Below are 25,692 nucleotides of genomic sequence, written 5' to 3' on the forward strand. Positions count from 1 at the left end.
TCTAATTGGAATAATTATCCATCAGCACGAACAGTCAAAAATCCTTCATAAAAAATATACATAAAATAACAACTTATCCTGCTAATAGTAAAAATTCCTGTTGACTTTCGGCAATACTTGTGAAAAAAAGCTCCTGCTGCCACCGGCAAAACCCGTGATGCCGACCCGGCATCGCCCCCCAAGGAGGACGATATGAAGGAAAAACTGCTGGCTTCCGCGGCCCTCGTGCTGCTGGCCTGTACCCCTGCCATGGCGCAGGGGCTGGACGATGTGAAGCACAAGTTCGCCAGTGTCTCTGGCATCGTGCAGGACAAGTGCATGGCCTGTCACTCCCGCGGCTATGACCTGCCGTTCTATGCCAAGGTCCCCGGCATCAGCGCCATCATCGAAAAAGACTACAGGGACGGCATCCGCGCCATGGATCTCAACCAGGAGCTGGTGCAGCGCAAGGATCGCCCCGTGGGCGAGACCGTGCTGGCCAAGATGGAATGGGTCATCCTCAATGACACCATGCCGCCCGCCAAGTTCGCCGTGGTGCACTGGGGCAGCCGCCTGTCCGACCAGGACAAGAAGGACATCCTGACCTGGGTGGCCCAGACCCGCAAGGCCCACTACGCCACGGACGCCGCTCCCGAGCATGCCAACGAGCCCATCCAGCCCATCCCCCACCGTCTGCCCGTGGACGAGGCCAAGGTGGCCCTGGGCAAGACCCTGTTCAACGATGCCCGCCTCTCCGCCGACAGCACCGTGGCCTGCGCCACCTGCCATGCCATGGACAAGGCCGGCACGGACAACGCCCGCTTCTCCGAAGGCATCCGCAAGCAGCTGGGCGATGTGAACGCCCCCACCACCTTCAATGCCGTGTTCAACTTCGTGCAGTTCTGGGACGGCCGCGCTGCCGACCTGCAGGAACAGGCCGGTGGCCCGCCGCTGAACCCCATCGAGATGGGCAGCAAGGACTGGGACGAGATCGTGGCCCGTCTGGCCGCCGATGCCGAACTGACCGCCAAGTTCCGCGCCGTCTATCCTGACGGCTGGTCCGGCAAGAACATCACGAACGCCATCGCCGAATACGAAAAGACCCTCATCTCGCCCGACAGCCGCTTCGACCGCTGGCTGCGCGGCGACAAGAGCGCCCTGACCGCCGCCGAAGTGGAAGGCTACGAGCGCTTCAAGGCCTACCGCTGCGCCTCCTGCCACGTGGGCAAGAGCATGGGCGGCCAGTCCTACGAATATCTGGACCTCAAGAAGGACTACTTCGCCGACCGCGGCGGCAAGCCCCTGGGTTCCGACAAGGGCCGCTTCAACGCCAGCGGCAAGGAAGAGGACATGCACCGCTTCAAGGTGCCCAACCTGCGCAACGTGGAGCTGACCCATCCCTATCTGCACGACGGCACCGTGACCACTCTGGACGAAGCCGTGCGCATCATGGGCATCTACTGCTCCGGCCTGGACGTGCCCCAGAAGGACCGAGCCCTCATCGTGGGCTTCCTGCGCACCCTGACCGGCCAGCATGAAGGCCGTCCCGTGCAGGGCGAGGCCGTGGCCCGCTAACCTGACCGGATACGACCCGCAGCATCCCCGGCCCGGCACCTTGTGGTGCCGGGCCTTTTTTGCGTCCGGCGGGGCGGGACGGCGCCCGCCCCGTGTGCGAGCGCACGAGGCAGCAAGAATTTGTCCTTGTTTTCCGCAGGGCTGGAAAAAGGATACAGCAGCAGGCCCGCAGGCCCCCTTTTCATGCTTTGGCGGCCATGCTATGTTCCTCCCAAACTCCGGCAGGAGCCCCGGCCATGAGCGTGCCGGGATCTTCCAGCCGGGACGGTATGGGGCCCGAGTGGGCGTCAATTTTCACAATAAAATTTTTCTCGCACTCTTTGTGTTGTAAATCAATGTGATAGCCGTTTTCCGCTACGTCTTTTTCGTGTCGTTTCCGTGAAAAATTCGGAAAGGTGGTTGACTTTTTGTTAGATTATTCACAAGATGCAACTCACAAAGAGACGTTACGGATGCGCCACTTGCGCAACGGTATAGCAACAAATCAAATGGAGGATTTCTCAATGTCCAAACTGGTACCCCCTCATGGCGGCAAGGGCCTGGTGTGTTGTCTTCTGGAAGGCGCGGCGTTGGAAGAAGAACTGAAAAAGGCTGCCGGCCTGAAGCAGATTGAGATCTCCTCTCGCGCCAAGGGCGACCTGATCATGATGGGCATCGGCGGCTTCTCTCCCCTGAACGGCTTCATGAACAAGGCCGACTGGAAGAGCGTGTGCGAAAAGATGCTGCTGTCCGACGGTACCTTCTGGCCCGTGCCGGTGACCCTGGACGTGTCCGCTGACGACGCCAAGGCCCTGAAGGTCGGCGAAGAAGTCGCCCTGGTCCGCAAGGGTCAGGTGATGGCCACCATGAAGGTGGAAGACATCTACGAAATGACCGAAGCCGACAAGAAGTGGGAATGCGAACTGGTGTTCAAGGGCTGCGGTCCTGACTCCGAAAAGTTCTGGGAAGTGGCCCCCAATGACCATCCCGGCGTGAAGATGGTCCTGGGCCAGAAAGAATACAACATCGGCGGCCCCGTGAAAGTCCTGTCTCAGGGCGAATTCCCCGAAAAGTTCCCCGGCGTGTACATGACCCCCGCTCAGCTGCGTGCCAAGATGGACGAACGCGGCTGGAAGAACGTGGCCGCCCTGCAGCTGCGTAACCCCATGCACCGCTCTCACGAATACCTGGCCAAGCTGGGCGTGGAAGTGTGCGACGGCGTTGTGATCCACTCCCTGGTGGGCGCCCTGAAACCCGGTGACATCCCGGCCGAAGTCCGCGTGAAATGCATCGACACCCTGGTGCAGAAGTACTTCGTGCCCGAGCATGTGATCCAGGCCGGCTATCCTCTGGACATGCGTTACGCTGGTCCTCGTGAAGCCCTGCTGCACGCCACCTTCCGCCAGAACTACGGTATCAACCGTCAGCTGGTGGGCCGCGACCACGCCGGTGTGGGCGACTTCTACGGTATGTTCGAAGCCCAGGAAATCTTCGACAAGATCCCCACTCCCGCCGAAGAAGGCAAGCGCCTGCTCTGCGAACCCATGAAGATCGACTGGACCTTCTACTGCAAGAAGTGCGACGGCATGGCCTCCATGCGTACCTGCCCCCACAGCAAGGAAGACCGCGTCATCCTGTCCGGAACCAAGCTGCGTAAGATGCTGTCCGAAGGCGCTGAAGTGCCGGATCATTTCGGTCGTGAAGAAGTGCTCGCCATCCTGCGCGAATACTACTCCGGCCTGACCGAAAAGGTCGAAATCAAGATGCAGCGCGCTGCTTCCGGTTCCACCATGTAAGCATCGCCGGGTTTTCCCAGCGAAATCCTGATAGCGGGCGCCCCTTCGGGGGCGCCCCTTTTTTTGCCCTGCTGCCCGCCTTTTCGTATTTCCGGCATCGTGCACGGAATCACAATGTTCCCTCATGCAACGGCCGTTCTTTATCAGGCAAGACTTGCGAGGAAGGCCGCCCGCACCATGATGCAGTTCTTTTTTTAGGAAAGCGTCATGACTGCAACTTGGCTCTCTTGCTCAGCAATGGAAAAAAATTTTTCTTTTTTCCTCTTTTCCTTGCAGAAGGATATCCTTGTCAGCTCTGTTTGTTTCCAAAACAAGACAGCCATTTTTTCCCTTTGCCCAGATCATGGCCATATTACACAACGCAACTCCCGGCAGGCATGACAAGATGCCTTTACCTGTCCGGGATTATGGAGTATACAGGGTGTGCGTCTGCATCTGCCGGACGTAGTTCCTTTACCAAGGAGAGCCATGAAACAGGCCTACGGCATCTCCGGCGGCGCACTGGCGGCCGCCCTTCTGGGTATGCTCTTCTGCATCTGGACGGCATTGGGCAACGAAGTGGCCTTTTGCGTCACTGCGGGCTGCTCTCTGTACCAGGACCTTGTCATCGGCGGTCTCTCCATGTGGTGGATCGGCACGGCCGCTTTTGGCGTGCTGGCCTGCCTTGCGCTGCTGGGCGCTGTCCCGGCGGGGCACTTCCTGGCGGGACTGACCCTGCTGGGCGATATTTTTCTGCTGCTGCTCATGGCGCTGACCTCCCCCTGTGTCAGCTGCCTGGTAGTGGCCTGTTTTTTTGCCCTGACCTACTGGCTCTTCCGCCGTGCGCTGCACCGGGACGACAGACGCCCGCAGGAACGTTCGCTCCTGCTTTGCGCCTGGCTGGTGCTGTTCGTGGTCAATGCGGGCCAGGTAGTGCGCATGCAGGGCGAGGTCTGGAGCATCAGCGAGAACTCCGACCAGGCCACGGTGCGCATGTTCTTCTCGCCGTCCTGCTCGGCCTGCCGCGAAGGCATCGGCATCCTGTCGGGCAGCGTGGACGTTGCTTTCTGTCCGGTGGCGGAGAACGATGCCGATGTGGCCCGCGTGGAGCGCATGCTGCTCCTGCTGGAAGAAGGCAAGACCCTCAAGGAAGCCGTGGCCGCCTGCCAGAACGTGGAGGAGCCGGGCCCCTGGGCGTTCCTGCATCCGGGGCAGTGGGGCCTGCGCCTGCGCCTGCAGCGCAACCGGGCCCATATTTTCAATGCCGGTTCCCGTACGGTACCGTTTTTCGAGTATCACGGCCTGCCGGCCATGCTCAAAAAACAGGCCCAGCCTCCGGCCCCTGCCCGTGCACAGGAGCCGGTCATCGAATTTTCACCGGCCGGTGGCCAGACGTTCCCGGACGCCGTCCTGCCCCTGGACCCCCAGGTGGCCGGACAGTGCGGCGGCCCTGCGCCCTGCCCGTAGCCGCCGTCGCCGGACGATGAAAAACTTGACGAGAAAAGCCGGGCACTTTATAGGAATGCCCGTTTACCCTTTTGCCAAAGTACTGCCATGAACGTACAAAAAATTTTCCGTGAGCAGCGCGCTGTCATCGTCGAGGGGTGGATCAATGCGGTCTATTCGACCTATCCCCTTCAAACGACTGGCTTTTTGCGCACCAAGAACGATCCTTTCACCAATCCGGTGGGGGATATGACCAAGGAAGCCGCCGGCCTCATCTACGACGTGATCGCCGGCGAACATGTGACGCCGCAAAAGATCAAGCACGCCCTGGACCGCTTCGTGCGGCTGCGTGCCGTGCAGCAGTATACGCCCAGTCAGGGCCTGGGGGTCTTCTTCCTCATGAAGCCCCTGCTGCGCGAACACATCCTTCCCCTGTGCCAGGAGAAGGAAGATCTGGCGGAGTATCTGGACGCGGAATCTCGGCTGGACAGCGTCACGCTGCTGGCCTTCGATTTGTATTCGGCCGCGCGCGAGACCCTGGCGGAAACGCGCATCGCCGAAATACGCAATCAGCATGCCCAGCTGGTGCGCTGGGCGCAATCGGTGGATGGCAGCCCGGTTTCGGGCAAAAGCTAACACTCTTCGAAGCGAGGTAGGGAATGTTCGCATCATTGCTGGTGGTGGCGCTCATCGGGGCCATTGCCTGGGCAGGTTCGGCCATTGGTCTGTCGTACCTGTTCGGCGTGGTTTTGCCCTATGTGGCGGTAGTCACCTTCTTCCTGGGCGTCATCTGGCGCATGGTTTACTGGGCCAAATCGCCCGTGCCTTTCAGCATCCCCACGACCGGGGGTCAGGAAAAGTCGCTGGACTTCATCAAACATGAAAAGTGGGACTGCCCCAACACCAAGTTCGGTGTGGTCGTCCGCATGTTCCTGGAAGTCTGCTTCTTCCGTTCGCTGTTCCGCAACACCGCGGCCGACGTGCGTGAATTCGACCCTGTGACCAAGGGCCCCCGCACCATCTACTACTCCTCCAAGTGGTTGTGGTTCTTCGCCCTGCTGTTCCATTACTGCTTCCTGCTGGTCTTCATCCGCCACTTCCGTTTCTTCATGGATCCGGTGCCCGGCTGGCTGACCTTCATGGAAAGCATCGACGGCATCATGCAGATCGGCGCCCCCCGCTTCTTCTGGACCGGCGGCCTGCTGCTGGTGGCCGTGCTCTTCCTGCTGGCCCGTCGTCTGTTCAACCAGCGTCTGCGTTACATCTCCCTGATGAACGACTACTTCCCCCTGTTCCTCATCCTGGGCGTCGTTCTGAGCGGTATCTGCATGCGCTACTTCGATAAGACCGACATCGCCCAGGTCAAGGTCTTCATCATGGGTCTGGTGCACTTCTCGCCCGTGGCCCCCGACGGCATCAGCCCGCTCTTCTTCATGCATCTGGCCTTTGTCAGCGTGCTGCTGCTGTACTTCCCCTTCTCCAAGCTCATGCACATGCCTGGCGTGTTCTTCAGCCCCACGCGCAACCTTCCCACCAACACCCGCGAAGTGCGCCACGTGAACCCCTGGAACCCGCCCAAGCAGTACTTCACCTATGCCGAATATGAGGACGTTTACCGCGATGCCATGGCCGAAGCCGGCCTGCCGCTGGAAAAGCAGCCCTCTTCCAAGGCCGCCGAGTAAGGAGCTGACATCATGGCTAAATTACCTACGCCACAAGAACTCATCGCCAGCCGTCCCGAGTTTCCCTCGGAACCCTGGCTGGACATCAAGCCCCAGTTTGCGCCGGGCAGCTTCTGCTATCCGGCCAAGAAGGAAACCATGGAGCTGCTGCACATGCCCAATCCCCACGATTGGGATCCGGCGGCCGAAGACTGGAACCTGCCCGAAAACTGGGAACAGATCCTCTGTGACGCCTTTGAGGAACGCCTGCAGAAGCACCGCTCCCTCAAGCTGTTCATGGACATCTGTGTGCGCTGCGGCGCCTGCGCCGACAAGTGCCACTTCTTCCTGGGCACCAACGACCCCAAGAACATGCCCGTGCTGCGTGCCGAGCTGCTGCGCTCCCTGTACCGCCGCGACTACACCAAGCTGGGCAAGATCCTCGGCAAGCGCGCCGGCGCCCGCAGCTGGGACAAGGAAGTGGTGAAGGAACTCTTCTACTACGCCTACCAGTGCACCGAATGCCGCCGCTGCTCCCTGTTCTGCCCCTACGGCATCGACACCGCCGAGATCACGGCCATCGTGCGTGAACTGCTGCACGAAGTGGGCCTGGGCATCCACTGGATCATGGACCCGGTGAAAAACTGCTCCTTCACGGGCAACCACCTGGGCATCCAGCCCCACTCCTTCGTGGAAATCGTGGAAATGCTGGCCGATGACTGCGAAACCATCACCGGCATCCGTCCCAAGACCCCCTTCAACGAAAAGGGCCACGAGATTCTGTTCATCACGCCTTCCGGCGACGTGTTCGCGGACCCCGGCATCTACACCTTCATGGGCTACCTGATGCTGTTCCACGAACTGGATCTGGACTACACCTTCTCCACCTATGCCTCTGAAGGCGGCAACTTCGGTTCCTTCACCACCTTCAACATGGCCAAGAAGCTCAACGCCAAGATGTACGCCGAAGCCGAACGTCTGGGCGCCAAGTGGATCCTGGGTGGCGAATGCGGCCACATGTGGCGCGTCATCAACCAGTACATGGCCACCTACAACGGCCCGGCCCCGTCCTGCATGATGGATGTGCCCACCTCCCCCATCACCGGCACCAAGTTCACCAACGCGGCTGCCACCAAGATGGTGCACATCACCGAGTTCACGGCCGACCTGATCAAGCACAACAAGCTGAACCTGGACCCCAGCCGTAACGACCATATCATCACCACCTTCCACGACTCCTGTAACCCCGCTCGCGGTATGGGTCTGCTGGAAGAACCCCGTTACGTGCTCAAGGCCGTGTGCAACAACTTCGTGGAAATGCCCGAGAACACCATCCGTGAGCAGACCTTCTGCTGCGGCGCCGGTTCCGGTCTGAACACCGAAGAAATCATGGAACTGCGCATGCGTTCCGGTATGCCTCGTGGCAACGCCCTGCGCTATGTGCAGGAAAAGTACGGCGTCAACCACATGGCCTGCGTCTGCGCCATCGACCGCGCCACCCTGCCGCCCCTGGCCGACTACTGGGCCCCCGGCGTGACCGTGAGCGGCGTGCACGAACTGGTGGCCAATGCCCTGGTCATGAAGGGCGAATGCAAGCGCACCATGGACCTGCGTCAGGAAGACCTGCCCAATGTGACCGCCGAGGCCGAGGAGGAATAACAACATGTACAACGCCAAAGCTGTCATTCTCGGGATCCTCGTTTTCGCGGTCCTGTTCTCCACCCCCTTCTGGGCCAACTTCGGCGGTACCAAGGACTACAAGCGTCCTGCCATCGTCCTGCCCCAGAATGAAAAGGAATGCGTGGAACCCGTCGAGTTCATGCGCGCCGAGCACATGTACCTGCTCAACGAATGGCGCGATCAGGCCCTGCGCTATGAGAACCGCACCTATGTGTCGTCCACCGGCAAAAAGTGGACCATCAGCCTGCAGAACACCTGCCTGAAGTGCCACAGCAACTACGAAGAGTTCTGCGACAAGTGCCACGTGTCCAACAGCGTCGATCCTTACTGCTGGACCTGCCACATTCTTCCCAAGGGGAACAAGTAATGAACAAAAGCAGAAGATCCTTTCTGAAGGTGGCGGGCCTCTCGGTCTTTGCCCTGAGCAGCGGCCTGGCCACCATGGCTGGCTCTGCCCAGGCCGGTGCGCGCATCGGCTCCTATGAACCCAACGCCAAGGCCCTGAAGGCCAAGCGCTGGGCCATGGTCATCGACACCCGCGCCTTCAAGAACGCCAAGGAATACGCTCCCATCATCGAAGCCTGCCACAAGGCCCACAACGTGCCCACCATGGAAGGCCATCAGGACATCAAGTGGATGTGGCTCGAAAAGTTCGACCACGCCTTCCCCGACGACCTGAACGAACACCTGACCTCCCGTGTGAAGGATGCCAGCTATCCCCTGCTGTGCAACCACTGCACCAACCCGCCGTGCGTGCGCGTGTGCCCCACCCAGGCCACCTATCAGATGGAAGACGGCATCATCGCCATGGACTACCATCGCTGCATCGGCTGCCGTTTCTGCATGGCCGGCTGTCCCTTCGGCGCCCGCTCCTTCAACTTTGTGGATCCCCGCAAGTACCTGAGCGATCCCGTGCCGAACCCCGCCTACCCCACCCGCATGATCGGTGTGGTGGAAAAATGCACCTTCTGCGCCGAGCGCCTGGCCGTGGGCCAGATGCCCGCCTGCGTGGAAGCTGCCGGCGGCCGCATCCTCTTCGGCGATCTCAACGATCCCAAGTCCGATGTGTGCAAGGCCCTCGCCTCCAACTACAGCATTCGCCGCAAGCCCAATCTGGGCACCCAGCCCGGCGTTTACTACCTCATCTAGGGAGAACAGGCCATGCTTGAAAAATTGCTTACCGGTCCCAAGACCTACTACCTGTGGCTGCTCTTCCTGCTCGCAGTCATCGCCGGTTGCGGCCTGGTCTACCTGCAGCAGCTGCAGGAAGGCCTCTCCATCACCGGCATGAGCCGCGATGTCTCGTGGGGCCTCTACATCTCGCAGTTCACCTATCTTGTGGGTGTGGCCGCCTCCGCCGTCATGCTGGTGCTGCCCGCCTACTTCCACCACTACAAGAAGTTCAAGCGCATGATCATCTTCGGTGAATTCATGGCCATCTCGGCCGTGGTCATGTGCGCCCTCTTCATCGTGGTGGACCTTGGCCAGCCCCAGCGCATGATGAACGTGCTGCTGCATCCCACGCCCAATTCGGTCATGTTCTATGACATGATCGTGCTCATCGGCTACCTGACCCTCAACGCCGTCATCGGCTGGGTCACCCTGGAAGCCGAGCGCCATGACGTGGAACCGCCCAAGTGGATCAAGCCCCTGATCTACCTCTCGATCCTGTGGGCCTTCTCCATCCACACCGTGACCGCCTTCCTGTACGCCGGCATCCCCGGCCGCCATTACTGGCTGACCGCCATCATGGCCGCCCGCTTCCTGTCCTCGGCGTTCTGCTCCGGTCCCGCCATCCTGCTGCTGCTGATCTTCATCGTGCGCCGCCTCACCGGCTTCGATCCCGGCCGCGACGCCATCAAGACCCTGACGACCATCATCACCTATGCCATGTGCATCAACGTGTTCTTCTACCTGCTGGAAGTCTTCACCGCGTTCTACAGTGGCATCCCCGGTCATCAGCATCCCCTGGTCTTCCTGTTCGCTGGTCATGAAGGCCACGTTTCCTGGGTGACCAACTGGATGTGGGCCGCTGTGGTCATGGCCGCCGCTTCCCTGATCATCCTGATCCCGCCGCAGTGGCGTACCGGCCCCCTGCTGCCCCTGGCTCTGGTGCTGCTGGTTGCCGCTTCCTGGATCGACAAGGGCCTCGGCCTGCTCATCGGTGGTTTCACTCCCAACATGTTTGAGACCGTCACCGAATACGCCCCCACCGGCCGTGAGATCATCGTGGCCCTGGGCGTGTACGCCGTGGGCGCCCTGGTGCTCTCCCTGCTCTGGAAGATCGCCCTGGGCGTGAAGCGCGAAACCGGTCACTTCAGCGACTAGTTTCACGATCCCGCACTCCAAAGGCCCCGTGTTCGCACGGGGCCTTTTTTGTTGCCCGGGGCCTCCGCATGAGCGAGGCCGCCCCCCTTACCTGAAAGGACAGCACGGCCACCCCGCCGGACGGCGGCCATGCCTCTCACGGGTCTGCCCGCTCCCCTGAACGCACGGCCTGATGCCGGGACTCATGCCTTCTCATCCTGCCCGCACCAGGCGTTCCGGGGGCGGTCGTGAGGGGCGCCCCGGCAGCTTTTACGGGCATCCGGGCAAGGCTCTCCCCGCAGGCCAGGGCATCGTTTCCAGCCCCTTTTGCCACCGGGAGACATCGCGCCCGGAGCGCACTGTTGCTTGACTTTGCCCCCATTGCCGCCGATACTGAAATCAGCGGCCTGCAATGCGGTCAGGCCTTCACAACGCATGTATGCCGGGGATTTCCCTGGATGCGGCTTTGCCGCTTGAGGAGTTTTCATGGAAAAAGCGCTAAAAGACGCCATCACCATCTGCAAAACCCTGCTGCGCAACGGCTATGACGCCCACGTCATCAATGCGCCCGTGCAGGAACATCTTTTGAAACACAGCAAACAGCTGGCTGTGGACATCGCCTGTGAGCCCGACCTCGAGACGCTTCTCAAGCTCTTCCCCGAAGCCCGCGTCGAGCCGGACCAGCGTGCCATCGCCCAGATGGAAAAAGAGGGCGTTCTTTTCCGTTTCTATGCCCTGGAAGTGGAGGATGCCAGCCATCCCGAGCTTTCCCTGCTGCGCATCACCCCCACCATGGCCAACATGATGGATCCCCAGGAGCGCCTGCAGCTGCGCATGACCGGCTTCGGCAGCCCGGCCCCCACCGGGGACGTCTATGACGGTTTCATGGACGTCAAGGGCGGCCTCATCCAGCTCACCGGCCTGCCGGACGAGACCCTGCGCCACAACTACCTGCTGGCCATCCGCGCCCTGCGCTTCGCCGCCAACTTCGACATCCCCATCGAGCCCAACACCTGGCTGGCCATCGTGCGTTCGTCCACCCGCGTGCTGGACTACGTGCCCGCCGCCGACATCATGGACGAATGGCGCAAAGTGGCCGCCGAATCCATGTACCGCTTCGTGAAGCTCATGTTCGACGCCCACATCCTCCAGGGCCTCATCCCCGAAGTGGCCGCCCTGGCCTGCATCCGCCAGCGCCGCAACGATGATGACGACACCGAGGAGACGGTCTTCGACCACACCCTGGAGTGCATGCGCCACTACCCCGAAGAAGGCTTCCACTACGACTGGCTGGGCACCATGGCCATGCTCTTCCACGATGTGGGCAAGCTCTTCACCGGCGAATACTTCGACGGCCAGTGGACTTTCTACCAGCACCACCGCGTGGGCGCCAAGGTCACCCGCAAGATCCTGCGCCGTCTGCACTTCAGCCCCGAAGACATCGACCTGCTCTGCCATCTGGTGCGCTACCACATGCGCTTCCACTTCATGCTCACGGACCGCGGCATCCGCCGTTTCAAGGCCCTGGACGAATACCCGCGCCTCATCGCCATGTCCCGTGCGGACATCCAGGCCCGCGACGGCAGCTACACCTACTTCAACCACAATATGAAGTATCTGGAGCGTGCCGAGACCCCCGAACAGATGCTGGAGCCCCTGCTCAACGGTAACGAGATCATGAGCGAGACCAAGCTGGCCCCCGGCCCGCTGGTGGGCGTCATCCGCGATGCCCTGCTCCAGGCCCAGATCGCGGGCGAAGTCACGGACCGTGCCTCGGCCCTGCACTTCGTGTGCGAATACGCCCGCAAGTCCGTGGGCTAGACGCCTCCCGCACCCTGCGGCCCCAAACGGGACCGCTACGACACGACCATAAGGGAGAGGAAGCACGGCGCCATGCCGTCTCCCTCTCCCTCTCATATTCCCGCTCCGGCATTTTCCCGGCAGGCGGCCCTTGTGCCGGACACGGGGCCACAGCGCCCCGCCGCCCTGTCTTTCCCTCCAACCCACGGTCGAGCCCTGCCGTGGCACCCCCGAAGACCATGATCAATCTCCTCGACTATACCCTGCCCGAACTCACCGACTGGATGCAGAACGAGCTGGGCGAGCCCAAGTTCCGGGCCGTCCAGGTCTGGCAATGGATCTGGCAGAAGATGGCCCGCGATTTCGATGCCATGACCAATGTCTCCAAAGCCTGCCGGGAACGCCTGGCCCAGTGTGCCGAGATCCGCTGGCCCGAGATCGTCACCGTGGAACAGAGCAGCGACGATACCACCAAGTTCCTGCTCCGCCTCCAGGACGGCGCCGAAGTGGAGACCGTGCTCATCCCCAGCGACTCCCGCGAAGGCGTGCGCCGCTGGACCCAGTGCCTGTCCTCGCAGGTGGGCTGCGCCATGGCCTGCACCTTCTGCAGCACCGGCACCATGGGCTTCGAGCGCAACATGACCATGGGCGAGATCCTGGGCCAGATCCTGGTGGCCCGCGAGCACCTGGGCGATACCCGCCCCGACTGGCCCGTGCTGCGCAACCTGGTCTTCATGGGCATGGGCGAGCCCCTGCTCAACCTCAAGAACGTCATGCGCGCCCTGGAGAGCCTCAACAACGACAAGGGCCTGAACTTCTCGCCCCGCCGCATCACGGTCTCCACCTGCGGCATCGAGAAGGGCCTGCGCGAACTGGGCGAGAGCGGCCTGGCCTATCTGGCCGTGTCCCTGCACGCTCCCACCCAGGAACTGCGCGCCCGCATCATGCCCAAGGCCGCCCGCTGGCCCCTCGAGGACCTGCTCCAGGCCCTCAAGTCCTATCCGCTCAAGACCCGCGAGCGCATCACCTTCGAATATCTGCTGCTGGGCGGCGTCAACGACGGTCTGGAACAGGCCCGGCAGCTGGCCCGCGTGGTCAGCGACGTCAAGGGCAAGCTCAACCTCATCGTCTACAATCCCTCCGAGGGCGATCCCTACAAGGCCCCCTCGCCGGAACGCGTGCTGGCCTTCGAGCAGTACCTCTGGGACCGCAACATCACGGCCATCATCCGCAAGAGCAAGGGGCAGGACATCAAGGCGGCCTGTGGCCAGCTCAAGGCCGCCCGCCAGAACGAGGCCGGGGAACAGGCCTAGACGGGAATGCTTTCCGGGGGAAGGAGGCCCTTTGCCCGCGCTAACGTGCCTCCTTCCCCGTCCCCCATCCTCTCCAACCGCGCTTTTTCTAGAGCAGATGGGGAAAGCAGCTCGAAGACCGCCACAGGGTTAGGAAACCCTTTTTATCCCCTCCCAGCGCCCCTCTGGACGCTGAAAAACAAATGTCCGGCAAGAGAGACGTGAAAACAAAAAAGACGCCCTCAGGGCGTCTTTTTTCGTTATCCGGAACGATGGGGGGCCATGCCGTGGAGCATGGCTGACAAGCTCAGGCGCGAGCCCGTCGGTCCGTGCCCCGGCGGCGATCCCACCACAGCCCGCGGCGGGCCAGACGGACAAGGACCAGCAGGGCCCAGAGCAACGCACAGCCTAGGTGGCCATGCTTGATGAGGGTGTACACAGGGCCGTAGAAGGAAAAGTCCTGGAAGTTGTGCAGAATCAGGCCCAGACCGGAAAGCATGAGCAGGGCCAGCAAGACCAGGCGCAGCATGCCGAAGGGGGTCAGGCTGTAGCTGCGCGTGCCCCTGACCAGCCAGACGATGGCCGCGTAGCTGGTCAGGCAGAGCATGGCCGCTGCGGCCCAATAATGGGCCACTGTGCCCGAATAGGCTGCGGGCCGCAGCCAGGGCAGGGCCGCTTCGGCGTAGCGGTAGATCACGGGCAGATGCGCGAAGCCGCTGACCACCGCCCAGACCACGCTGATCCGCCACAGCAAACGGAAAAGGAAGCCGAACAGCGGACGGCGCTCAGTCCTCATCCTTGTCCCTCCAGTGGTCGCGCAACAGGCGCAGGCCGGCCAGTGCGGCCCCGGCCAGCGGCGCGGCCAGCACCGTGCCCACAAGATCGTTCTCGCGTTCCAGACTGGCCCCGGCCGGGCGCAGGCTGGGCCGTCCGGCGGAGATCAGCCCCTGCCGCAGCAATGAGGCTTCGATATCCCGGAAGGGGATGGACGAGACATAGATCAGGCAGGTGCCGCCGTTCTCCTGCAGACCGAAAAGATCGCCGTGCCGCTCCTCCGCCATGCGGCGGGCCAGGGCCGTCATCTCCGCATAGGGGCCGAAATGCTGCGCGCCGTGCGGGCAGGCTGCCACGCAAAGCGGGGGCTTGCCGTCGCTGATGATGTCTTCACAAAAATCGCATTTGAAGGTCTGGCCGTAGCCCAGGTAACCGGGCGCCAGATGCAGGTAGGGCCCCACCCCGGCCTGCAGGCGCGGGATGTGCCACGGGCAGACGGCGATGCACTGGCTGTCGCCGAAGCACAGGGACATCTCCGTGTAGACGGCACCGGTGGGACGTTGCCGGGCGGCCCCCAGCGGGCACAGACTGACGCAGGGCGGGTTGAGGCATTGCAGGCAGCGCCGCGGCATGAAGACCCGGCGCTCGCCCCGGGCCGTCTGTACGGTACAGGATTGCAGATACAGCCAGTTGTAGGGGGTCAGGCGATCCGTGACGTTGCGCCGTCCCCACCAGTCGGGTTTCCTGTCCCGGCCCCAGCGGGAAGCCGGGATGGGCGATACCGGCTGGGGGACCCGGGCGGCGGCCCGCTCATGGCAGGCCTGCACGCAAGCCCCGCAGCCCGTGCAGGCATCCACATCCACGACCACAGCAAGACAATCTTCCAGCCCGGCCGCCTGAGCCGGGGTCGCAGCTCCCCAGGCAGAGAGCATCCCCGCTCCCAGGCCGGCACCTGCCAGCGTTTTGAGAAAGCCGCGTCGTTCCATATGATCAGGCCTCCTGACGCTGCTCCTTCTCAAAAGCCGGCGGCGGGCGCCAGTACCAGAACAGCGCCAGCAGGGGCAGCAGGCCGGCCAGTTCCGCCACTTCGCGCGGCAGGGCCAGGATCATGCCCAGCGACCACCACAGGCCCACGGCCACGGCGATGGCGGCCAGCATCAGCAGCCACTGCCCCAGGCTCATGGGACGGGCCACCCACTGGAAATAGCCCACAGTGAGGATGGCCACCCAGACCTTGGTGGCGGTCAGGGAAAGCGCGGCCCCTTCCAGCGGCATGGGCTCGATGATGGTCAGGCAGCAGACGATGTTGACCACCAGACCGCTCAGATAGAAGAAAAGCAGCAGGGTATGCTTCCTCATGCCGATCATGGCATAGGCCGCCAGATTGTGCAGGAAGGCCGTGGCCAGGCAGGGCGTCAGCAGGCGCTGGGCCGTGGCGGCCATCTCGTAGCCCGGGCCGTAGATGGTGGGCAGGAAGCGGTCGCTCTCCACGCAGATCAGGAAGATCAGCGGCAGGGAGGCCGCCCAGAGCGAGCGGGCCGTCTGCCCCGCCAGCTGACGGAACGCGGCCCTGTCCTGCGCCCAGTAGCGGGCCAGCAAGGGGAAGATGACCTTGCCGAGCAGCGCGCTGGAGACCAGCACGGACAGGCCTTCCACGGTCTCCCAGGCCACGTTGTAGCCGCCCACGGCAGCGTCGCCGCCGTAGTTCTTGAGGAAGAACACATTGATCTTGTTGTAGAACATGGCGCAGGCGGCCATGATGGTGAAGATGAAGCCGCTCTTCATCTTCACGGCCAGGTCGCGCACATTGTCGTAGCCGAACCCCACGAAGGGATTGCGGCCCAGAGCACGGAAGGCGAAGCCCGTGCAGAGGACGGATTCGATGAGCTTGTAGAGGGCGATGAAGATCAGGGGCGCTCCGGCCACCACGCAGACGATGCCGTAGCCTATGCCCAGCAGAGCCGAAGGCACGCGGATGCGCATCTCCACGTCCTGCCGCCCGCGGGCCTGGCAGAGCGCGAAGAAGGAATCCGTCACCCCGTCGAGACCGAAGCCCGTAGCGATGAACAGGACGATGAGCCGCAGCTCGAAGCTGTACCCCAGCCAGCCCGTCACGAACCAGGTGACGATCAGGGCCAGCATCATGAAGCAGGTCTTGAGGCCCGTCACCTCGCCCAGCAGGGTACGGGGGCGTTCTTCCCGACGGGCGAACGTGGACAGCAGAAAGTCGTTGAGCCCCACGTCCGAGACGGTCTTGACCAGATAGCCGCAGGAAAGGGCCACGGCGATCTGGCCCAGCATCTCGGGGCTGCGCCGTGCCAGCAGGATGGTGAAGATGGTCCAGGAAAGGTCCCTGGTCCATTGGGCCCCCAGGATGTATCCCAGCTGGCGCGGCAGGCTTTTCAGCTTCATGGGCTACTCGGCAGCGCCAAAGCGCACCAGCGCCTTGAAGCCGGGCTTGAGCTCAAGCTGGCTGTTGGGCACGGTCAGTTCCACCGTGTAGTACGAGGGCTGGGCCACATCCATGTTGGTGGAGATCCACGAGATCTCCGTGATGGTGGCCGAGAACACCTTGTCGCCCAGCGAGGGGATCTCCACGCGGGCATGGCCGCCTTCCTTGATGCGGCCCAGGTCGCCTTCATAGACCGGCACCTGGATCAGCACCGGGTCCAGCTGGCCCACGGTCACGGGCGTGGCCTGGGCAGGCAGCAGCACATCGGGATTGAGGTTGGGCATGAGCTGCAGCACATAGCCGTCGATGGGGGAGGTCAGCACCAGCTGATCCGGCAGGGTCTCGCCCTCCCGGATGGGCTGGCCGTAATAGCCTTCCAGTTCCTTCAGGCGGGCCCGGAAGCTCTCTTCGTTCTTCTTGATGGAGATCTGGGTCAGCTCGATGCGGTGCTGCAGGGAGCGCACGCTCTCTTCCAGACGCCCCAGGGCCTGGCGCGAGCCCAGCCCGGAAGCGGCCAGCTGGCTGGCGCGATTGCGCTCGGCGCGGGCCTGCACCAGTTCGCGCTCCAGATCAAGGATCTGGCCGCGCAGGCTCTCGGTGGCGGCACCGGTGGTTACTTCGCGCTGCAGCACGCGTTCGGCCTCGTCCTGCAGATGATAACGCACCAGCGGATCCCCGGCCTTGATGGCATCCCCGGGACGGACCAGCACCTCGTCGATGACGGCATTGAAGGGCAGACGCACATCACGCGTCACGGTGGCCACCACCTTGCCGGTGGCGGTGGTCTCCACGGCCATGGCCGGGGCGGCCAGCAGCAGACAGGCCAGCAGGGCCCAGAAAACGGTCAGTCTTTTCATTATTTTTCAATCTCCGTGGCAGGAAGGCCCAGGAAGCGTTCCTGCAAGAGGTTGGCGACGTACATCCATTCCAGATTGGCCAGCTTGAGTTCCAGTTCGGCTTCGATCAGCTTGATGCGGCTCTGGACCATGGCCTCGTGGGCGGAACTCATGGCGGGCATGTCGCCCAGACCGGTCTCGAAGGAGATGCGGGCTTCCTTGTAGCGCATCTCGGCCGTTTCGAAATGGACTTTGGCCAGGCGGCGGTTGGTCTCGGCCAGGGCCACGCGCTGTTCGCACTGCAGCCAGGTGTTGGAGTAATCCGTGCGCTTGCGCGACAGCTCATGGAAGGCCTGGGCCTTCTTCATGCGGGCCGCCTGCACACCGCGGTAACGGCGGTTCCAGTCGATGAGCGGGAAGTCGAAGGTCAGGCGCCAGAAATAGTCTTCCTGGCCGTCAGCGGGCTGATACTGACCGGCGGGCGGGTTCTTGTCCACGCTGATGGTCATGTCGGGCACGTATTCGGCCCAGGCCAGCATGATGTTGTAATCGCCCAGACGGATCTGGGAACGCAGCAGCAGATTGTCTTCCGTGACCAGCCAGCGGTCTTCCCAGCGGTAATCCTTGCCGTTGAAACCGCGCAGGATGTCGTTGGCGCTCTTGCTGTCGATGTTCAGGCGCTGCTGCGGCTCCACACCGGCCAGGATCTTGAGGCTGGTGCGCTCCATGACCTCTTCCATGGTCATGCGCTCGCTGGTCAGCTCCACTTCGCGCTCGTGCTGCTGGGCCAGATTGAGGGCCACGCCCTGACGGCCGTCAGCGGACTCCAACTGCTCCCAGTAACGGGTCGTTTCCCTGGCCAGGGGAGCGACTTCTTTCTGGATGCGCAAAATCTCGTTCTTGGCCTCCAGACGCAGGTAGGCCTGGGCCACCTTGTAGATGGCCTCGCCCACGGCCTTGCGGTGCGTGGAGATGGCCAGGTTGACCATGATCTTCTGGGCCTGGTGATTGAAATAGGACTCTACGGGGTTGGGGAAACGCGCGTAGAAGCCGATGCGGGGCACCACCTTGCCGTAGTTGCTGGGGACGTCGTCACGACCTTCATTGTAATAGGTCAGGGTATTGCCCACTTCCACGGTCATGCGGGGTTCGGGCAGATACTTCCAGACCGCATCGGTCAGGGCCAGGCGCTTGATCTCCAGTTCCACGGCGCTGTTGACCAGCAGAGGCGACTGCTGGATGGTCAGGAACACGCAATCCTCAAACGAGAATTTCTTGGCCGGGTCATAGAGGTTGGGGATCACGGCCTCGAGCTTGCCCTTGTTCTCCACCGGCACACCGGGCACGTCTTCCAGCCAGTGCTTGGCGGGCAGTTCCGGGGCATCCGACCCGGCCTTCTGCGAAGCACATCCCGAAAGCGCCATCCCGGCGCACAAGGCCGCCACAGCCAGTCCCCGTTTCCAGCGAACCCTTCTTTTCGTCATGGTCATTCCCTTGCGACAAATATTAGGCACCGGCGCCTTCCTGCGGCCGGACATCCTTTTCAAATTCCATCTGGTGCAATGTCAGCAGCACCCGGCCGTCCGCATCCACGACCTGGGCGTCATAGCGCTGCAGACGTTCATCGTCCCAGCCGCGGCGCAACTGGATGCGCCAGGGCATCCGGGCACCGCACAGCAGCCCCGCATCCGCGAAACGGATAAAGCCGATGCCGCTCAGACGCCAGCCCTGCGGCCAGAGCAGACGTCCTCCGGCAAGCTCCGCCCGGGGGACGGTCTCTTCCATGATACGGCAGGCTGCCTGCAAAATGGCGTCCACAGCGGACAGCAAGCTACAATAGCCGGATTTGCCAGCCGGGGCAATGCCTTGCGCCATGCCGTCGAAGCGGCCCTGCCACAGGTCATCGCCCGCCGGAGCCAGTTCTGCCAGCAGGCGCCAGCCCTCCGCCATGCCGCAGCCCGCGTAGAAGTCTTCCAGAGGCAGATCAGGGCCGGTAACGGCCATCTCGCCGTCCCACAGGGGCGGCAGGCTCCCCGCGGCAGCGGCCAGGAAGACCATGCCCCGTGCCAGAGGCGAAAAATGGTTGATGCGCCGCAGGTTGGGGGCCAGATCCCGGCTTTGCAGGCGCACATGGCACATGCGCGTCATCACGCCGTCCTGCAGCAGCCAGGACTGGGAACGGGCCGTGATGCGGCACTCCCGGGTCACGGCCTCGGGCAGGGGCAGGGGGGCCGCAAAGCGCAGGTCGGAGAACCCGGTGGGTTCCAGCCACGGCAGCTGCAAACGACCGCTCTCCAGCATGGTCTGGAGCAGTTCGCTCAGGGGCAGCCAGGGCTGGCCGTCCTGCGGCAGGGCACCATGCCCGGCAAGACGCGGATCGGCATAGCGGGAGAACTGCGCGCAGGCGAGCATCTGGCGGGAAGAAGGCCGGGCGGCTTCTGGCCAGGGCATGGCCTCGTGCGCCACAGCGGCGGAAAACACACGGGGGAAGAGCTCGGGCCGCTCCAGCCACTGCCAGTCACGGACGGGGGCGTCGGCCGGGGCGCGCCGCCAGAGCACCCTGTCGGACGTCCCGTGCGTCAGGGCACGGGCCAGCAGGTCGCCCAGTTCGCGGGGGATGGGGGGCCGTCCGCCGTCGTCCACGCAGACCACCCGCCAGGGCAGGCCCAGCTCACGGGCGGCCGCTTCACCGGCTTCCTGCCAGGGGGCCGCATGGGCCGCATCACCGGCATGCAGCCAGCGCAGGGCATAGACATAGCGCACACCGCAGGCTTTGGCCGAGCGGCACAGCGCTTCCATCTCGTCAGCGGCCAGCGCCCTGTCCGCGGGCGCGCACAGCAGGATGCCGTCCAGGCGCCCGCAGGCACGATGCACGGTCTCGGGCAGGGCCGTGAGGGCCGTCAGCGCGGGCAGGCCGTACAGGTGGCCGCCCAGTTGCTCCAGCGACAAACAATCTTCCAACGCGGCATCAGGCAGGGCAAAGGTCATGCCCAGGGGGGCCAGCGCCCCCAGCAGCTCGGCCAGAGGCAATGCCTGGGCATCGGGCCCCCAGACAGCCAGCACGTCACCGGCGTGGGCACCCATGCCCCGGACGGCCGGATCGAGGACCAGAGGCAACGGCCGGCCGTCTTCGTCGCAGCAGCCCAGATCGAAGCAGCACAGGGGCGGCAGATCTTCACCGGAGCCGTGCTGCGGCGTGCTCAGGGGAGCGACCTCTCCGGGCTCCCTTTCCGCCGGGGCAAGGCTGGCCAGCACGCGCAGCAGGTCGCCCACGGTGGCCACGTGCAGCAGGGCCTCGAAATCCACGCTGATGCCCAGTTCCTCCTCCACTTCCTGCACGATGAGCGGGAAGCGGCTGGACCGCAGGGCCAGGTCATAGCGCAGATCCATCTCCGGCTTCAGGGAATCCGCGTCACGACCGCAGGCAGCGGCCAGGATCTCCAGTACCTTGCGGGCGGCCTCGGGCAGCTCGTCCCTGGCCGGAGCAACCGCGCGCGCCGCCGGGGCGGCAGGGGCCTCCGCAGAGGCGGCCGGAGCGGGGGCCGCATCCAGCCAGCGCTGCCGGTGCCGCGCCACGCCGTCATGCGTCAGATGGCCAAGGGCATAGAGACGCGCGCAGGTCTGGCGCATACCTTCGGCTTCCTTGCCTTTGCGGCCGGCAGCCAGGCACAGGGCCTGCGGCTCGATGTCGTTCACCAGACCGCACAGGGTATCCTGCGGGCCCACTTCCACGAAATGCCGGATGCCGTCGCGCTGCCACATGGCCTGCACGCATTCCACCCAGCGCACGGAATTCTCGTCCAGGTCGCCGATGTGCTCGCAGATGCCGGGCTGGTCGTCGGGATAGGGGCGCGTGGTGATGCAGCTGAGCATGGGGATCTGCGGCGCCTGCATGGCCAGGGCATTGAGGCGGCGCAGGGACATGTCGCGCAGCACGCGCATGCTGGGGTGATGGAAAGCCAGGCTCACGTTGAGCATGATGGCCGGGATGCGGCGTTTGCGCAGGCTCTTGCGGGCCTCCAGCAGCACGTCGCGGGGGCCGCTGATGATGAACTGGCGCGGGGAGTTGTAATTGGAGACGTAGAGCTGGGGCCAGGTCTTGCGGGCCTCTTCGATGACCGAGGCCTCGGCGGGCACGGCCATCATGCCGGTCTCGCGGGTGGCGCGGGCCTCCAGTTCGGCCATGTGGGTGGAACGGGTGTCCAGGATGTACCAGGCCACTTCCGGTTCGTAGACACCGGCCAGGCACAGGGCGATGAGCTCGCCCAGGCTGTGCCCGCAAATGAGGGAAGGCCGCAGTCCCAGCGAGGCCAGATGGCTCCACTGGGCGTATTCCAGCAAAAAGAGGTAGGGCTGCTGCCAGCGGGTCAGACCGATCTTTTCCACATCGGTCTCGTCCAGCAGGGCCAGCACGTCCCAGTCGGCGGCGCGGGCGATGCGGTCCATGGCGGCCCGGGCCGCCGGGAAGTGGTCGTAGAGCTCGCGGCCCATGCCGGGCCAGACGGCCCCCTGCCCGCAGCACATGACGGCCAGAGGCGGCACGTCGCCCTGCGGATGCAGCCAGATGCCCCGCTGTCCCATGGCTTCGAGGGCCGCGGCATCGGGACGGGCCCCGAGGGCCAGCAGTTCCTGACGCCAGGCGGGCACCACGGAGCCTGCGTGCCAGATGGCCCCGCCGTGCGGCAGGTCGGCGAAGCGCACGCCGTCACAGGCAATCTCCCCTTCTCCGGGCTCACAGGACGGTGCGGGCATGTCGGGCATGCTCACCACGGCAGCCTCCGGCGCAGGAGCCGCCACGTCATCCTTGCGGGCAAGCAGCATGCCTTCCCAGGGGCCTTCGGGGCGGGGCTGGAGGAGCAGGACAGGACGGTCTCCACCGGCCAGCCGGGCCAGATCGCCGGGACCGGGGACAGCCGGAAGGGCCTCGGGCTCAAGACCGGGCCAAAGCCCGGCAGCCAGAGGACGGAGCATGTCGAGCGCGGCGGCTGTGGCCTGCCCGCTGCCGGCGGGACTGAGGACGAGACGGGGGGCCTTGCCCCGGAGCTGGGGCAGGCGGGAAGCTTCTTCGAGGAGCAGGCGGCAGGACTCGCCGCTGTCGGCGCCCTCGCGCCCGGCAAGGGGCCAAAGTTCGAGAGCCGCAGACGCTCCGCAAGATTCGGGTCGTTGCATCGTAAGGATACCGGGAATACCGCCACCGGCGGGTAAAGGACCCGGAGGGGTCCGGTATGTACAGCCCGCGGCCCAGGGGAGCCGCGGCCATTCTATCACAATGTTAAAAGCAAATTTTAGGCCATCTCAGGCCGCTTGTCCAGCCCGCGCCAACCGCGAGTCTTTCTCGCTTGCCTTGGTGGAACTCTTGGGATATGGTTAGCCGTTAAAAACAATTTTTACGGGCAGTTTGCCCGGAACGTTTACTGTACGTCACCTGTAACGTACGGTTTTTATACTATATCTGAGAGGATCCGGAATGAAAGAAAACCACTCCAGCCAGAACGCCCAGGAGAGCGGCACCAGCAGTTTCACACGGTTGCGCTCCAAACTGTCGTTTGAGCGCATGGTGGAAATGGGTGCCAAGATGGGCATGGAAAACCCGCTCTTCCTGTGCCACGAGCGGGCGGCTAAGGCCACCACGGTGATCAATGGCAAGGAGTACATCAACTTCTCCACCTACGACTATCTGGACCTCAATACCCATCCCGAGATCACCGAAGCCGTCACCGAAGCCGCCAAGGTCTTCGGCAGCTCCGCCGGCGCCAGCCGCCTGGTGGGCGGCGAACGTCCGCCCCATCGCCAGCTCGAGCGCGCCCTGGCCGACTTCTACGGTGTCGAGGACTGCATCGCCTATGTGAGCGGCCACGCCACCAACGTCTCTACCCTGGGTTTCCTTTTCGGTCACCGCGACGCCATCTTCTATGACGGTCTCGCCCACAACTCCCTGATGCAGGGCGCCCGCCTTTCCGGCGCCGACCGCTACTCCTACGAGCACAACGACTGCGATGCCCTGGAGAAGATGCTCAAGGAGCACCGCGGCAAGCACAAGCGCGCCTGCATCGTCACCGAAGGCCTGTTCAGCATGGACGGCAACATCCCCGACCTGCCGCGCATCATCGAGCTGAAGAAGAAGTACGACTGCATGCTGCTGGTGGACGAGGCCCACTCCTTTGGTGTGCTGGGCGCCACCGGCCGCGGCGTGCACGAATACTTCGGTATCGACGCCAACGAAGTGGACATGTGGATGAGCACCCTCAGCAAGGCCATGTGCGGTTGCGGCGGTTTCATCGCCGGTCGCAAGGAGCTGGTGGAATACCTCAAGTACGGTTCCCCGGGCTTCGTCTTCAGCGTGGGCATGCCTCCCATCGTGGCCGCTGCCTGCCACAAGGCCCTGGAACTCATGCAGCGTGAGCCCGAGCGCGTGCACAAGCTGCAGAAGATCTCCCAGTTCTTCCTCAACTACGCCCAGGAAAAGGGCCTGGATACCGGCGCCGCCCAGGGCTACGCCATCGTGCCCATCATGGTGGGCGACTCCATGGTCAGCGGCTTCCTGGCCACCCGCCTCTTTGCCCGCGGCATCTATGTGATGCCCATCACCTTCCCCGCCGTGAAGGAAGGCGCCGCCCGCCTGCGCTTCTTCCTTTCCGCCTCCCACACGGAAGAGCAGATCCGCAAGACCATCGACACCGTGGTCGAAGAGATCCCCGTGGCCCGGGAGATCGTGGAGAAATTCCGCCGCGAGCACCAGGACGAACAGAACGCCTAGTCTGTCGCACAGCACGAGGCCGGGCACCCTGCCCGGCCTTTTTTTTCTTCCCCAACATCCTGCCCATCCGAGGTCCCTATGCTGTCCCCCCGTATGGCCTATGTGCTGCTCTGGTTCCCCCTCTCCTCCGAGACCTTCGTCTTCCGTGAGATCCAGCAGCTGGTCCAGCGCGGCATGGATATCCGCGTCTACACCATGTACGGCGAGAAGCTGCGCGGTTGCAGCGACGAGATGAAGAATTACGCCGGGCCCATCAAACGCTTCGGCTCCGTGGCGACCCTGCGCCTGCTCAAGGCCTTCTGGCGCGCCTGGAAACGCGACCGCGAGACCGTCAAGACCCTGATGCGTCGCGGCCTGTTCCGCAAGATGCGCAATCTGGAAGCCTATGCCGAGAACCTCTGGTGTTTCCTGGCCGGTTTCCTGCTGGCCGAAGAGGCCCAGCGCGACGGCATCGAGCTTTTGCACTCCTCCTGGGGCAACGGGCCCGCCACCGCCGTCTGGGTGGCCTCGCGCCTGTCGGGCATCCCCTTCGCCTTCACCGGCCGCGCGGGCGACATCTACCCGCAGGACGGCATCCTGGCCGAAAAATCGCGCGACGCCATCTTCATCCGCACCAACAACATGGCCAACAAGCCCTGGCTCCAGAGCTTCTGCCCCGCCGGACAAAAGGACAAGGTGCACGTCATCTACAACGGCCTGACCCTGGGCCGCCGCGTGGATTGCCGCGCTCCCTTCCAGAAGCCCTACCGCCTGCTGGCCATCGGCCGCTTTGCCCGCACCAAGGGTTTCCCCGAGCTGCTCACGGCCATGGCCCGGCTGCGTGACGACGGCTTCCCCGTGCGTCTGACCCTGGTGGGCGACGGCAACTGGAAGCGCAAGCTGGTGGAGATGCGCAAGCGCCTGCATCTGGAAGATCTGGTGGACATGCCGGGCTTCGTGCCCAATGACCGCATCCGTACCTTCATGGAAGAGCACGACATGCTGGTGGTGCCCAGCGTGGTGCACACCAACGGCGACCGCGACGGCATCCCCAACGTCATCATGGAGGCCCTTTCCTGCGGCATGCCCGTGGTGGCCACCGATGTCTGCGGCGTGGGCGAGGTCATCCGCAACGGCGAGACCGGCTACCTCATCCCCCAGCGCGATCCCGCCGCCCTGGCCGATGCCATCCGCCGCATGCTCTCCGACCGCGAGGCGGCCCTGCGCATGGCCCGGACCGGGCGCGAGCTCGTCTTCCGCATGTTCGATACCGAGACCAATATCGCGGCCCTGCAGGATCTCTACTGCCAACAGTACACGCAGTGGCGCACCACCCACGGCCCCAACGTTTAGGGAGGGATCACCGGGGAAGGGCCCTTCCGCCAGTACGGAAGTTTGCC

The 25,692-nt window shown here is 63.6% G+C and carries 19 protein-coding genes; 13 read left to right on the forward strand and 6 right to left on the reverse strand.

Going from position 1 to position 25,692, the window contains the following annotated elements; all coding sequences use genetic code 11:
* Window positions 1-192: 192 nt before the first annotated feature.
* The 11 genes from ACQRAG_RS10090 to rlmN all read left to right on the forward strand — a co-directional run bounded on the left by ACQRAG_RS10090 (window position 193) and on the right by rlmN (window position 13,515).
* A complete protein-coding gene (locus tag ACQRAG_RS10090; RefSeq protein ID WP_204674312.1) occupies window positions 193-1,554 on the forward strand; it encodes a cytochrome c peroxidase in 1,362 nt (453 codons plus the stop codon).
* 503 nt (window positions 1,555-2,057) lie between these two features.
* Window positions 2,058-3,329 carry a sulfate adenylyltransferase gene (gene sat / locus ACQRAG_RS10095; protein WP_168934934.1) on the forward strand — a complete coding sequence of 424 codons (1,272 nt, stop codon included), beginning with the start codon at window positions 2,058-2,060 and terminating at the stop codon, window positions 3,327-3,329.
* Between the two features lie 468 nt (window positions 3,330-3,797).
* A complete protein-coding gene (locus ACQRAG_RS10100) occupies window positions 3,798-4,775 on the forward strand; it encodes a hypothetical protein (RefSeq protein WP_303739762.1) in 978 nt (325 codons plus the stop codon).
* Between the two features lie 87 nt (window positions 4,776-4,862).
* A complete protein-coding gene (locus tag ACQRAG_RS10105) occupies window positions 4,863-5,390 on the forward strand; it encodes an RsbRD N-terminal domain-containing protein (protein WP_303954024.1) in 528 nt (175 codons plus the stop codon).
* Window positions 5,391-5,413: 23 nt separating this feature from the next.
* Entirely contained in the window at window positions 5,414-6,436 is a 1,023-nt protein-coding gene (gene dsrM, locus ACQRAG_RS10110) for a sulfate reduction electron transfer complex DsrMKJOP subunit DsrM (RefSeq protein WP_168934931.1), read from the forward strand.
* Between the two features lie 12 nt (window positions 6,437-6,448).
* Window positions 6,449-8,074: a sulfate reduction electron transfer complex DsrMKJOP subunit DsrK gene (dsrK, locus tag ACQRAG_RS10115; protein ID WP_204625787.1), complete on the forward strand. Its 1,626-nt coding sequence runs from the start codon at window positions 6,449-6,451 to the stop codon at window positions 8,072-8,074.
* A 4-nt stretch (window positions 8,075-8,078) separates the two neighbouring features.
* Window positions 8,079-8,462, forward strand: coding sequence for a sulfate reduction electron transfer complex DsrMKJOP subunit DsrJ (gene dsrJ / locus ACQRAG_RS10120; protein WP_006007724.1), 384 nt, complete (start codon window positions 8,079-8,081; stop codon window positions 8,460-8,462).
* The gene (gene dsrO, locus ACQRAG_RS10125; protein WP_006007722.1) at window positions 8,462-9,244 is read left to right on the forward strand and encodes a sulfate reduction electron transfer complex DsrMKJOP subunit DsrO; all 783 of its coding nucleotides are present in this window, start codon (window positions 8,462-8,464) and stop codon (window positions 9,242-9,244) included. Before dsrJ ends, dsrO begins: the two co-directional genes overlap by 1 nt.
* 12 nt (window positions 9,245-9,256) lie before the next feature.
* Complete coding sequence (gene dsrP, locus ACQRAG_RS10130; RefSeq protein WP_006007720.1) at window positions 9,257-10,423, forward strand: sulfate reduction electron transfer complex DsrMKJOP subunit DsrP; 1,167 nt, start codon at window positions 9,257-9,259, stop codon at window positions 10,421-10,423.
* A 465-nt stretch (window positions 10,424-10,888) separates the two neighbouring features.
* Complete coding sequence (locus ACQRAG_RS10135; protein ID WP_427803960.1) at window positions 10,889-12,223, forward strand: HD domain-containing protein; 1,335 nt, start codon at window positions 10,889-10,891, stop codon at window positions 12,221-12,223.
* A 218-nt stretch (window positions 12,224-12,441) separates the two neighbouring features.
* Window positions 12,442-13,515, forward strand: a complete 1,074-nt coding sequence (gene rlmN / locus ACQRAG_RS10140; protein WP_204625786.1) for a 23S rRNA (adenine(2503)-C(2))-methyltransferase RlmN — start codon at window positions 12,442-12,444, stop codon at window positions 13,513-13,515.
* A gap of 286 nt (window positions 13,516-13,801) precedes the next feature.
* Here the strand turns inward: rlmN and ACQRAG_RS10145 are convergent, their stop codons facing one another.
* From ACQRAG_RS10145 to ACQRAG_RS10170, 6 genes are read right to left on the reverse strand one after another with little or no spacing between them, the layout of a single operon-like run.
* Window positions 13,802-14,290, reverse strand: a complete 489-nt coding sequence (locus ACQRAG_RS10145; protein WP_427803959.1) for a FeS-binding protein — start codon at window positions 14,288-14,290, stop codon at window positions 13,802-13,804.
* Window positions 14,280-15,200, reverse strand: a complete 921-nt coding sequence (locus ACQRAG_RS10150; protein ID WP_239463860.1) for a 4Fe-4S dicluster domain-containing protein — start codon at window positions 15,198-15,200, stop codon at window positions 14,280-14,282. Before ACQRAG_RS10150 ends, ACQRAG_RS10145 begins: the two co-directional genes overlap by 11 nt.
* A gap of 58 nt (window positions 15,201-15,258) precedes the next feature.
* Entirely contained in the window at window positions 15,259-16,680 is a 1,422-nt protein-coding gene (locus ACQRAG_RS10155; RefSeq protein ID WP_006007699.1) for an oligosaccharide flippase family protein, read from the reverse strand.
* 3 nt (window positions 16,681-16,683) lie between these two features.
* On the reverse strand, window positions 16,684-17,577 hold the full coding sequence (locus tag ACQRAG_RS10160; RefSeq protein ID WP_168934925.1) for an HlyD family secretion protein: 894 nt from the start codon (window positions 17,575-17,577) through the stop codon (window positions 16,684-16,686).
* Window positions 17,577-19,040, reverse strand: a complete 1,464-nt coding sequence (locus ACQRAG_RS10165; protein WP_427803958.1) for a TolC family protein — start codon at window positions 19,038-19,040, stop codon at window positions 17,577-17,579. Before ACQRAG_RS10165 ends, ACQRAG_RS10160 begins: the two co-directional genes overlap by 1 nt.
* A gap of 22 nt (window positions 19,041-19,062) precedes the next feature.
* A complete protein-coding gene (locus tag ACQRAG_RS10170) occupies window positions 19,063-22,725 on the reverse strand; it encodes an acyltransferase domain-containing protein (RefSeq protein WP_427803957.1) in 3,663 nt (1,220 codons plus the stop codon).
* A 298-nt stretch (window positions 22,726-23,023) separates the two neighbouring features.
* Here ACQRAG_RS10170 and ACQRAG_RS10175 point away from each other — a divergent pair, with 298 nt between their 5' ends.
* Together ACQRAG_RS10175 and ACQRAG_RS10180 are read left to right on the forward strand one after the other, a co-directional pair.
* A complete protein-coding gene (locus ACQRAG_RS10175; RefSeq protein ID WP_204625782.1) occupies window positions 23,024-24,313 on the forward strand; it encodes an aminotransferase class I/II-fold pyridoxal phosphate-dependent enzyme in 1,290 nt (429 codons plus the stop codon).
* 78 nt (window positions 24,314-24,391) lie between these two features.
* Window positions 24,392-25,645, forward strand: a complete 1,254-nt coding sequence (locus tag ACQRAG_RS10180) for a glycosyltransferase family 4 protein (protein ID WP_297158461.1) — start codon at window positions 24,392-24,394, stop codon at window positions 25,643-25,645.
* Window positions 25,646-25,692: the final 47 nt, after the last annotated feature.

The sequence above is a fragment of the Desulfovibrio sp. SGI.230 genome (assembly GCF_050313065.1).
In the GTDB taxonomy this organism is placed as follows: Bacteria; Desulfobacterota; Desulfovibrionia; order Desulfovibrionales; family Desulfovibrionaceae; genus Desulfovibrio.

What these genes read in the sequence shown, in the direction of transcription:
- ACQRAG_RS10090 (WP_204674312.1), top strand. Translation starts at nt 193, where the DNA reads ATGAAGGAAAAACTGCTGGCTTCCGCGGCCCTCGTGCTGCTGGCCTGT.
- sat (WP_168934934.1), top strand. Translation starts at nt 2,058, where the DNA reads ATGTCCAAACTGGTACCCCCTCATGGCGGCAAGGGCCTGGTGTGTTGT.
- ACQRAG_RS10100 (WP_303739762.1), top strand. Translation starts at nt 3,798, where the DNA reads ATGAAACAGGCCTACGGCATCTCCGGCGGCGCACTGGCGGCCGCCCTT.
- ACQRAG_RS10105 (WP_303954024.1), top strand. Translation starts at nt 4,863, where the DNA reads ATGAACGTACAAAAAATTTTCCGTGAGCAGCGCGCTGTCATCGTCGAG.
- dsrM (WP_168934931.1), top strand. Translation starts at nt 5,414, where the DNA reads ATGTTCGCATCATTGCTGGTGGTGGCGCTCATCGGGGCCATTGCCTGG.
- dsrK (WP_204625787.1), top strand. Translation starts at nt 6,449, where the DNA reads ATGGCTAAATTACCTACGCCACAAGAACTCATCGCCAGCCGTCCCGAG.
- dsrJ (WP_006007724.1), top strand. Translation starts at nt 8,079, where the DNA reads ATGTACAACGCCAAAGCTGTCATTCTCGGGATCCTCGTTTTCGCGGTC.
- dsrO (WP_006007722.1), top strand. Translation starts at nt 8,462, where the DNA reads ATGAACAAAAGCAGAAGATCCTTTCTGAAGGTGGCGGGCCTCTCGGTC.
- dsrP (WP_006007720.1), top strand. Translation starts at nt 9,257, where the DNA reads ATGCTTGAAAAATTGCTTACCGGTCCCAAGACCTACTACCTGTGGCTG.
- ACQRAG_RS10135 (WP_427803960.1), top strand. Translation starts at nt 10,889, where the DNA reads ATGGAAAAAGCGCTAAAAGACGCCATCACCATCTGCAAAACCCTGCTG.
- rlmN (WP_204625786.1), top strand. Translation starts at nt 12,442, where the DNA reads ATGATCAATCTCCTCGACTATACCCTGCCCGAACTCACCGACTGGATG.
- ACQRAG_RS10145 (WP_427803959.1), bottom strand. Translation starts at nt 14,290, where the DNA reads ATGAGGACTGAGCGCCGTCCGCTGTTCGGCTTCCTTTTCCGTTTGCTG.
- ACQRAG_RS10150 (WP_239463860.1), bottom strand. Translation starts at nt 15,200, where the DNA reads ATGCTCTCTGCCTGGGGAGCTGCGACCCCGGCTCAGGCGGCCGGGCTG.
- ACQRAG_RS10155 (WP_006007699.1), bottom strand. Translation starts at nt 16,680, where the DNA reads ATGAAGCTGAAAAGCCTGCCGCGCCAGCTGGGATACATCCTGGGGGCC.
- ACQRAG_RS10160 (WP_168934925.1), bottom strand. Translation starts at nt 17,577, where the DNA reads ATGAAAAGACTGACCGTTTTCTGGGCCCTGCTGGCCTGTCTGCTGCTG.
- ACQRAG_RS10165 (WP_427803958.1), bottom strand. Translation starts at nt 19,040, where the DNA reads ATGACGAAAAGAAGGGTTCGCTGGAAACGGGGACTGGCTGTGGCGGCC.
- ACQRAG_RS10170 (WP_427803957.1), bottom strand. Translation starts at nt 22,725, where the DNA reads ATGCAACGACCCGAATCTTGCGGAGCGTCTGCGGCTCTCGAACTTTGG.
- ACQRAG_RS10175 (WP_204625782.1), top strand. Translation starts at nt 23,024, where the DNA reads ATGAAAGAAAACCACTCCAGCCAGAACGCCCAGGAGAGCGGCACCAGC.
- ACQRAG_RS10180 (WP_297158461.1), top strand. Translation starts at nt 24,392, where the DNA reads ATGCTGTCCCCCCGTATGGCCTATGTGCTGCTCTGGTTCCCCCTCTCC.